The organism is Micromonospora sp. D75 (genome assembly GCF_018070405.1).
GTDB classification, from domain to species: Bacteria; Actinomycetota; Actinomycetes; order Mycobacteriales; family Micromonosporaceae; genus Micromonospora; species Micromonospora chalcea.
This window is the reverse complement of the sequence record NZ_JAGPXV010000197.1, coordinates 1-9,128: the sequence shown is the minus strand read 5'-3', so window position 1 is coordinate 9,128 and position 9,128 is coordinate 1. Positions and strand designations below refer to the sequence as shown.

Sequence of the window (9,128 nt, the reverse complement as noted above, 5' to 3'; positions counted from 1 at the left end):
TACGCGCCGGAGGTCTTCGAGTTCGACGTCGACGGCCTGGCGTACGTCAAGGGCCCCGACGGCGAGCTGCGGCAGGCCCCCGGTGCCCGGGTGGACGTGCCGGAGCACCTGCGCCTCGAGGTGATCGACTCGGCAAAGGAGTGCCCGGGCGAGTGCATCCACGTGGTGCGCGGCAGCGACGGGGTCGAGGTGGCCGGCCCGGAGGCCGACGACTGAGGCCCGGACAGCTGCACGGCGGGCCGGGGACCACACGTCCCCGGCCCGCCGTTCGTCCGCCTCAGAGCAGGGGCCGGCCGACCACCGAGGCGACCAGCCGGGCGAACTCCTCCAGCCGGGCGATCTGCCCCGCCCCGCCGTCGTCGAGGGTCTTGCCGAAACGCAGCGCGTCGTGCCGGGGCGCGCCCGCCACCTCGTCGCTGGGTGGCGCCTCGTCCAGGGAGCTGAGCAGCAGGTACACGTCGATGCTGTCGACCCGTACGGTGCCGTTCTCGGCCCGCATGAGCCGCCGCCGGCAGCCGACCTCGGTGACTGTCGACAGCGGCACCACCCGCAGCGACGAGGTCATCGCGCCGGGCGGCCCCTCCCCCGGTGGCACGTCCTCGCCGTGCCAGAGCACCAGCCGGCTGCCGTCGCAGACGACGACCTCCTGCCACACGCCGTTCACCTCGTTGACGAACCGTTCCAGCGTGAAGCCGAGCACGGAGGCGCCGCGCAGCACGCCGTCGAGCGCCTCCAGCGCGATGTCCGGGTCGCGCAGGTACGCGCGGGCGGCCGACTCCAGGTCGGTGTAGGGCGACCAGTCCGGGAAGACGGCGGGCAGGTCACCGTTGCCGTAACCGGGGTTGCTCACGCCGCCTCCCACCGGGCCGCGCCGCCGTGCTGCCACCGGTCCAGGTCACCGGCACGGGCGCGCCGCCCGACGCGCGCCCCGATCCGCTCGCTCATGCCACCGTCTCCACCCGCTCAGGTGTCGTGCCCACCGGCACACATGATCCGCCCGTACGCGCGCGCCCGCGCGTCGGGGGTCGCGTCGGGGGTCAGGACTCCTGCGGCTCCTGCTCCGCGCGGGCCGCGGCGGCGGCGCGCAGGGCGTCGCGGCGCTGCGCGTACGCCTCGGCGCCCTTGCTGGGCTTGCGGCGGCGCGGCGGCGCGGTGACCCCGGGGGCGAGCTTGCGGGCGGAGACCAGGAACGCGGTGTGGGCGATCATCCGGTGGTCCGGGCGGACCGCCAGCCCTTCGGCGTGCCAGTCGCGCACCAGCGACTCCCAGGCGCGCGGCTCGGTCCAGCCGCCACGCTCGCGCAGCGCCTCGACCAGCTCGGACAGCTGCGGCGTGGTGGCCACGTAGCCGATCAGCACGCCGCCGGGCACCAGCGCCCGCTCGACCATGTCGAGCATCTCCCACGGGGTCAGCATGTCCAGGATGATCCGGTCGAAACCGGTCTCGGCGCAGTCGGCGACGTCGCCGACGTGCAGGTTCCAGGCCGGGTGCGGGCCGTTGAAGAACGCCTCCACGTTGCGGCGGGCGATCTGCGCGAAGTCGTCGCGCAGCTCGAACGAGTGCAGCTCGCCCTCGGTGCCGACGGCCCGCAGCAGCGAGCAGGACAGCGCGCCGGACCCGGCGCCGGCCTCCAGCACCTTGGCGCCGGGGAAGATGTCGCCCATGGCGACGATCTGCGCCGAGTCCTTCGGGTAGATCACCTGGGCGCCCCGCGGCATGGAGAGCACGTAGTCCGACAGCAGCGGCCGCAGCGCCAGGAACGCGGTGCCGCCCCCGGCGGTGGTGACCACGCTGCCGTCGGGCAGGCCGATCAGGGTGTCGTGCTTGAGGATCCCCCGGTGGGTGTGGAACTCCTTGCCGGGCTCCAGCGTCACGGTGTGCATCCGGCCCTTGGGGTCGGTCAGCTGGACCCGGTCGCCCGGCCGGAACGGCCCGCGGTGGACCGGGGGCAACGCCGGGACGGTGGAGATCTCTACGGTCACGTGTTCGTCTTCCGTTTGGGTTCCAGGAGCTGGGCGAGATCCGCGATGTGCAGCACGCCGACCACATCTTCGCCTGCCGTCACGACGTACTGCGCGCCCGGGTGGGTGCGTACGGTCTCCAGGACCCGCTCGCCGTCCGCGCCGACCGGCAGGGCCGGCACCGCGGACAGGTCGCGGGCCACCTCGTCCACCGCGACCCACGGCCTCCGTTCCGGGGGTACGGCGGCGGCGCGCGCCGGGTCGACCACGGCGACGGTACGGCCGGCGGAGTCGACGACGCCCAGCGCCGCGTGCGGGGTGGCCGCCTCGTCGCGGCGGCGCTGGGCCTCGGCCAGCGGCGTGCCGGTGGGCACCGGCAGCAGCGGGCGGGCCAGCCGGGCCAGGTCGACCAGGTGCAGGCGCCGGCCGATACGGGCCAGCCGGATGGACTGGCCGGCGCCGCGCCACAGCGTCAGCGCGACGAGCAGCAGCAGCGGCAGGGCCAGCGGGGCCAGCGCCCGGCGCATGGTGAGCACCACGACCAGCGCCAGCGTGCCCAGCGCGACGGCCCGGCCGACCCAGCCGGCCACCTCGGTGCCGCGGTGCCGGTCGCGGGTGAGCGCCCACACCGCGGCGCGCAGCGCCCGCCCGCCGTCCAGCGGCAGACCGGGCAGGCTGTTGAAGATCGCCACCACGACGTTGCTGACCGCGAGCTGGAAGGCGAGCTGGTGGCCGAGAGTGCCGGCGGGCAACGCGAGGGTGGCGGCGACCGCGCCGGCGCCGAGTACGGCGGACACGGCCGGCCCGGCCAGCGAAATCAGCAGCTCGATCCGCGGCGTGGGTGCGTCGCGGTCCATCTCGGTGTACCCGCCGAGCAGTTCCAGCGTGATCCCGCGCACACCGATGCCGTAGCGGCGGGCGGTCAGCGCGTGGCCCAGCTCGTGCAGCAGCACCGAGCCGAGCAGCGAGACCACGAAGCCGAACCCGACCAGGTAGCCGCCGAGCGGGCCGAGGTCGAGCTGGCGGCGGGCCAGCGCCGCGTACAGCACCGTGACGACGACGGTGAGCAGCAGCATCGAGGCGTCGACGCGCAGCGGCACCCCGAGCACCCGGCCGAGGCTGAGCCCCGGCCGGCGGGATCCTCGGCTCCGCTGCTGCACCGGCCCGATGCTACGTGAGCGTGCGCGGCGGGCCGCCGCGGTCACTGAGAGGGAGATCCGATCATGCTCCGGTGCGGCGACGGTGGCGGTGTCACAGGCGTGGCCTAACCTTCCGGGCATGACGGCGGAACCGATGATCGACAGCCACGGCGACCAGACGGCACCGGCACCGGTCACGGTGCGGGCGTCGCTGTCGCCGTCCCGGGCGGCCGACTTCAAGACCTGCCCGCTGCTCTACCGGTTCCGCAGCATCGACCGGCTGCCCGAGCGGCCGACTGTCGAGCAGGCCCGGGGCACGCTCGTGCACGCCGTGCTGGAGCGGCTGTTCGACCTTCCGGCCGCCGCCCGCACCCCGGAGTCGGCCGGTGATCTGGTCGCGCCGCAGTGGGACCGGCTGGTCACCGAGGAGCCGGAGCTGGCCTCGCTGTTCGCCGACGGCGACACCGCCGGGCCGCAGGAGTTCCTCCGTTCGGCGACGGCGCTGCTGGACGGCTACTTCGCGGTGGAGGACCCGCGCCGGCTGGAGCCGGCCGAGCGCGAGGCGCTGATCTCCGCGGTGGTGGACGACGAGCTGCTCATCCGGGGTTATCTCGACCGGCTCGACGTGGCGCCCGACGGCGCGCTGCGAGTGGTCGACTACAAGACCGGCGGCGCGCCGCGCGAGGCGTTCGAGGCGCGGGCGCTGTTCCAGCTCAAGTTCTACGCCCTGGTGCTGTGGCGCACCCGGGGCGTGGTGCCGCGGGTGCTGCGCCTGCTCTACCTCAAGGACGCCGAGGTCTGCGACTACGCCCCCGACGCCGACGAGCTGGTGCGCTTCGAGCGCACAGTGGTGGCGCTGTGGCGGGCGATCGAGCAGGCCACCGCCCGGCAGGACTTCCGGCCCCGCCCGAGCCGCCTGTGCGACTGGTGCAGCCACCAGGCGCTGTGCCCGAGCTACGGCGGCACGCCGCCGCCGTTCCCGGTGGCCGCCGCCGCGCCCGACCCGCTGGTGGACGCCCGCTCCCGCCCGGTGGCGCCCGGCGCCGACGAGTAACCTCCGTTCCCGCCCGAGGCGGGCAGAGCGCCGTGGAGGGGACCGACCACACCGCGGTGGCCTGCTCGGTGGTGGTAGAACTGACCCCCCGCCCCCGCCGCCGGCCCTTCCGGTCGGGGATGACCGGGTACGCGCACCACATCGGCGAGGTGGCGGGGTCGACGGGGGTGCGATGCAACCACCCCGGCGCAGTGGAGTCGATCATGCGGGCGGGCATGCACCACCAGCCGGGACGGGTTCGCCGAGCGCGGCGCGCGGCGCTCCCCGAGCTGGGTGGATCCGGCGCCGGGTCGCCGTGGGACGAATCGGGTATCGGATCGTCCCACGGACGATCGCGGTGCCGGGCCACCGTGGAGCGCCCGCGAGCCCGGCACACAGACCGCCCACGATCCGCGCGGACCCGGCGCGCAGAGCGCCTGCGATCCCGCGCGGGCCTGAGCGCGCGGAGCCCGGCCAACCTGCGGGATCGGGGCGGCCTGATCGGCGACCGCGCGACCGGTGACCTCTACGGTGGTTACCGCGGCCCGGCTCACGCCGGGCGGATCGCGCGCGTGCCGGCGCCGACGGGTCCCGGCCGGACCGCCGCCCGGACGACGAGGGGGACGCATGACCGACGGCGCCGTGTCCCGGCCGGTGCGGGTTCTGCTCGCCGACGACCAGCCGCTGCTGCGTACCGGATTCCGGATGGTGCTGGGCGCGGAGGACGACCTGGACGTGGTGGGTGAGGCCGGCGACGGCGCGGAGGCGGTGGACCTGGCGCGGCGGCTGCTGCCCGACGTGGTGCTGATGGACATCCGGATGCCGCGGATGGACGGGGTGACCGCGACGCGCGCGATCGTGTCCGCGCGGCTACCGGTTCGGGTGCTGGTGCTCACCACGTTCGAGCAGGACGAACACGTCGTCGGGGCGCTGCGGGCCGGCGCCAGCGGGTTCCTGACCAAGGATGTGCCGGCCGAGGACCTGGTCGCGGCGATCCGCACGGTGGCGGCCGGGGACGCGGCGATGTCCCCGCGCATCCTGCGCCGGCTGCTGGACCGCTTCGCCGAGCTGCTGCCCGATCCGGCCGCCGCGCCGGCGCGGGCGCTGGACCCGCTGACCGACCGGGAGCGGGAGGTGCTCACCCACATGGCGCGCGGTCTGTCCAACGCGGAGATCGCCCGGGTGCTGTCGGTCAGCGAGACGACTGTGAAAACCCATGTCGGGCACGTGCTGACGAAGCTACGGTTGCGCGACCGGGTCCAGGCGGTCGTGCTCGCGTACGAGACGGGTCTGGTTCGTCCGGGGCGGTGAGGTGGCGCGGGTCACCTACCGTGACCAGCGGCGGGGCTGATGTGTTGACCATCACGCCGGGTGAGGCTCTAGCGTCGGCGTCGCCTGCCGGTCAGGGGTCACCCTGAGCCCGGATGGGGGTCGACCCTCACCGGAAGATCGGCACGGATTCCACCCCAGGTCGGAGGGCTTTCGGGCTCGCGACCCCGAGGATGGATTCCGCCGCACCGACCAGCGGGGGCGGTGCGGCATTGAGAACGACAGACGGAAGAGGTACATGACGTGACCGCGACGGTAGGCCAAGAGCAGGCCGCGGCCCGGGCGAACGATGTGTGGAAGGTGTACGGCAGCGGCGAGGCGCAGGTCGCCGCGCTGCGGGGGGTGAGCGCCGAGTTCGAGCGCGGCCGGTTCACCGCGATCATGGGGCCGTCGGGTTCCGGGAAGTCCACACTGATGCACTGCCTCGCGGGTCTGGACACGGTGACCAAGGGCAGCGTGATGATCGGCGACACCACTGTGACCGGTCTCAACGACGCCGGTCTGACGAAGCTGCGCCGGGACAAGGTCGGCTTCATCTTCCAGCAGTTCAACCTGCTGCCGACGCTCACCGCGCAGGAGAACATCCTGCTGCCGCTGTCGATCGCCGGGCGCAAGCCCGACCCGGCCTGGTACGACGTCGTGATCGACACGGTCGGCCTGCGGGAGCGGCTCGGGCACCGCCCGGCGCAGCTCTCCGGTGGCCAGCAGCAGCGCGTGGCGTGCGCCCGGGCGCTCGTGGCCCGCCCCGAGGTGATCTTCGCGGACGAGCCGACCGGCAACCTGGACTCCCGCTCCGGCGCCGAGGTGCTGAAGTTCCTGCGCAACTCGGTACGCGAGCACGGCCAGACCATCGTCATGGTCACGCACGACCCGACCGCCGCCGCGTACGCCGACCGGGTGGTCTTCCTCGCCGACGGGCAGATCGTCTCGGAGTTGATCGAGCCGACCGCCGAGACGGTGCTGGACACGATGAAGAAGCTGGACGCCCCGGTCGAGGTGGGCAACTGATGCTGCGGGCAACGCTCAAGAGCCTGCTGGCGCGCAAGCTGCGCCTGCTGCTGTCCGGGCTGGCGGTGGTGCTCGGCGTCATGTTCGTCTCCGGCGCGTTCGTGCTCACCGACACGCTCGGGCGTTCCTTCGACGCGGTCTTCGCCGACGCGTACGCCGAGGTCGACGTGAGCGTCGAGGCCAAGCCGAAGATCGACGTCTCCACGGCGGAGGGGATGCCGCTGAGCACCCCGATGCCGGCGTCGGTGCTGGACCGGGTCAAGGCGGTGCCCGGCGTCGCCGACGCCGAGGGCGTGGTGGCCGCCGAGGGCGCCCGGATGATCGGCAGCAACGGCAAGGTGGTCACCTCGTTCGGCCCGCCGCAGCTGGGCCAGAACTGGCTCGGTGAGAGCGACCTGCTAGAGCTGCGCGAGGGCCGCGGCCCGCAGGCCGACGACGAGATCGTGATCAACGCCGCGCTGGCCGAGGCGGGCAAGGTCAAGGTCGGCGACCGGGTCGGCGTGCTGACCCTCGCACCGAAGAAGGAGTTCACGCTCGTCGGCGTGTTCGGCTACAGCGGCGGCCGGGACTCGATCGGTGGCGCGAACGAGGTCTACTTCACGACTCCGGTGGCGCAGCAGCTGATGCTGGGCAAGCCGGACGTGTTCAGCAACATCAGCGTCCAGGCCGCCGACGGCACCACGCCGGCCGCGCTGCGCGACGAGCTGGCCCGCACGCTGGGTGCCGACTACCAGGTCAAGACCGGCGAGCAGCTCGCCGCCGACGCCTCGGCCGGCCTCAAGGAAGGGCTGTCGTTCTTCAACAAGATCCTCCTCGGGTTCGCCGCGGTGGCGCTGCTGGTCGGCACGTTCCTGATCCTCAACACGTTCTCGATCATCGTGGCGCAGCGCACCCGTGAGCTGGCCCTGATGCGCGCGATCGGGGCCAGCGGCAAGCAGGTCATCGGCTCGGTGGTGCTGGAGGCGCTCGCGGTCGGCCTGATCGCCTCGGTGCTGGGGCTCGCCGCCGGCATCGGCGTGGGCGCGCTGCTGGCGTACCTGTTCGGTCAGCTCGCCGGGGGTCTCACCCTGGCCGGGCTGGGCGTGCCCGCCTCGGCGGTGATTGGCGCGTTCGCGGTCGGCATGCTCATCACGGTGATCGCCGCGCTGCTGCCCGCGCTGCGCGCCTCGCGCATCCCGCCGATCGCCGCGATGCAGGACGTCGCCACGCCGGACCGGCCGCTGACCAAGGTCACCATCGGCGGCGCGGTGGTGACCGGCATCGGCGCGGTGCTGCTGTTCCTCGGTCTCGGCGGGCACGCCGGCGACAGCACCCTGGCGACCATCCTCGGCGGCGTGCTGTTCGCGTTCATCGGGGTGGCGCTGCTGACCCCGATCATCAGCCGGCCGGTGGTCTCGCTGCTCGGCGCGATGTTCTCCTGGTCGGTGCCGGGCAAGCTGGGCCGGCTCAACTCGGGCCGCAACCCGCGCCGTACCGCGATCACGGCCGCCGCGCTGATGGTGGGCATCGCCCTGGTCACCGGCGTGACGGTGATCCTGGACTCGGCCAAGGGCAGCATCGGCGCGCTGGCCGAGGACACCATCAAGGCGGAGCTGGTGATCTCCGGGTCCACGTCCGGGCCGCGTCCGGCGAGCTTCGACCCGGCGGTCCTGGAGAAGGCCGCCGCGATCCCGGGCGTGCAGATGGTCGACGGCGAGTACGGCGACATGGCAGTGGTCGGCGGCGAGCGGACCTGGGTGGCCGTGTCGAGCAACGTGGCCGCGCTGCAGCAGATCTTCGGGGCGAAGGCCGCCGCCGGTGACATCAGCAAGCTGGCGCCGGACCAGATGCTGGTCAGCTCGGACACCGCGAAGGCACGCAACCTCAGCGTCGGTTCGACGGTGCCGGTGCAGCTGTCCCGTGGCGACGCCCGCACCTACACGGTCAGCGGCATCTACGAGAGTTCACAGCTGACCAACCCGGTGACGCTGCCGCCGCAGGCAACGGCGGACTTCGCCATCCCGCAGCCGATCCAGGGTTTCCTGCAGCTCGCCCCCGGCACGTCGGTGGACGCGGTGCAGCCGCAGATCGAGCGGCTGCTGGCGGACAGCCCCGAGGTGTCGGTGGCCGACCGGGCCGGGTTCATCGAGCAGCAGACCGGTCAGCTGGACTCCCTGCTCCAGATGATCCAGATCCTGCTGGCGCTGGCCATCGTGATCGCGGTGCTGGGCATCATCAACACGCTCGCGCTGTCGGTGCTGGAACGCACCCGGGAGCTGGGTCTGCTACGGGCGATCGGCCTGCGCCGCGCCCAGACCATGCGCATGATCACGGTCGAGGCGGTGGTGATCTCGATCTTCGGCGCGCTGCTCGGCGTGGTGGTCGGCACCGGCCTCGGCGCGGCAGTGGTCGAGGCGCTCAAGGACGAGGGCATCACCGACCTGATCCTGCCCTGGGGTCAGATGGTGACGTTCCTGATCCTCGCCGCGATCATCGGCGTGGTCGCGGCGGTGCTGCCGGCGATCCGCGCCGCGCGGATCAACGTCCTGGGCGCCATCGCCCACGACTGACGTGAAAGGAAGGGCCCCTTCTTAGTGAGTGTTTGAGATTTGGGGTGCGGCGGCGTGTCGGGTTGAGGTGAGGGAAGGCCCTCGGTAGGTCCGGTGGTGTCGAGCCAAC

General features: G+C 73.2%; 8 protein-coding genes. 5 read left to right on the top strand and 3 right to left on the bottom strand.

What is annotated here, in order from left to right; all coding sequences use genetic code 11:
* Positions 1–216, top strand: a 216-nt coding sequence (locus tag KBX39_RS14335; protein WP_210870990.1) for a ferredoxin, incomplete at its 5' end; no start/stop codon positions are given.
* Between the two features lie 61 nt (positions 217–277).
* Here KBX39_RS14335 and KBX39_RS14330 read toward each other — a convergent pair.
* The 3 genes from KBX39_RS14330 to KBX39_RS14320 form a co-directional block, all read right to left on the bottom strand.
* Positions 278–850 (bottom strand): hypothetical protein, encoded by a 573-nt coding sequence (locus KBX39_RS14330; protein ID WP_043330176.1) that lies wholly within the window; start codon positions 848–850, stop codon positions 278–280.
* A gap of 187 nt (positions 851–1,037) precedes the next feature.
* Positions 1,038–1,982: a tRNA (adenine-N1)-methyltransferase gene (locus KBX39_RS14325; protein ID WP_043324388.1), complete on the bottom strand. Its 945-nt coding sequence runs from the start codon at positions 1,980–1,982 to the stop codon at positions 1,038–1,040.
* Complete coding sequence (locus tag KBX39_RS14320; RefSeq protein WP_233514754.1) at positions 1,979–3,037, bottom strand: M50 family metallopeptidase; 1,059 nt, start codon at positions 3,035–3,037, stop codon at positions 1,979–1,981. The genes KBX39_RS14325 and KBX39_RS14320 overlap by 4 nt, the downstream gene beginning before the upstream one ends.
* 202 nt (positions 3,038–3,239) lie before the next feature.
* Between KBX39_RS14320 and KBX39_RS14315 the strand changes: the two genes are divergently transcribed.
* From KBX39_RS14315 to KBX39_RS14300, 4 genes are all read left to right on the top strand, one after another.
* Complete coding sequence (locus tag KBX39_RS14315) at positions 3,240–4,154, top strand: PD-(D/E)XK nuclease family protein (protein WP_043324392.1); 915 nt, start codon at positions 3,240–3,242, stop codon at positions 4,152–4,154.
* Positions 4,155–4,760: 606 nt separating this feature from the next.
* On the top strand, positions 4,761–5,444 hold the full coding sequence (locus KBX39_RS14310; RefSeq protein ID WP_064446104.1) for a response regulator transcription factor: 684 nt from the start codon (positions 4,761–4,763) through the stop codon (positions 5,442–5,444).
* Positions 5,445–5,705: 261 nt separating this feature from the next.
* Positions 5,706–6,470, top strand: a complete 765-nt coding sequence (locus KBX39_RS14305; protein WP_210870988.1) for an ABC transporter ATP-binding protein — start codon at positions 5,706–5,708, stop codon at positions 6,468–6,470.
* Entirely contained in the window at positions 6,470–9,019 is a 2,550-nt protein-coding gene (locus KBX39_RS14300; RefSeq protein WP_210870986.1) for an ABC transporter permease, read from the top strand. Before KBX39_RS14305 ends, KBX39_RS14300 begins: the two co-directional genes overlap by 1 nt.
* The last annotated feature ends 109 nt before the right edge of the window (positions 9,020–9,128 follow it).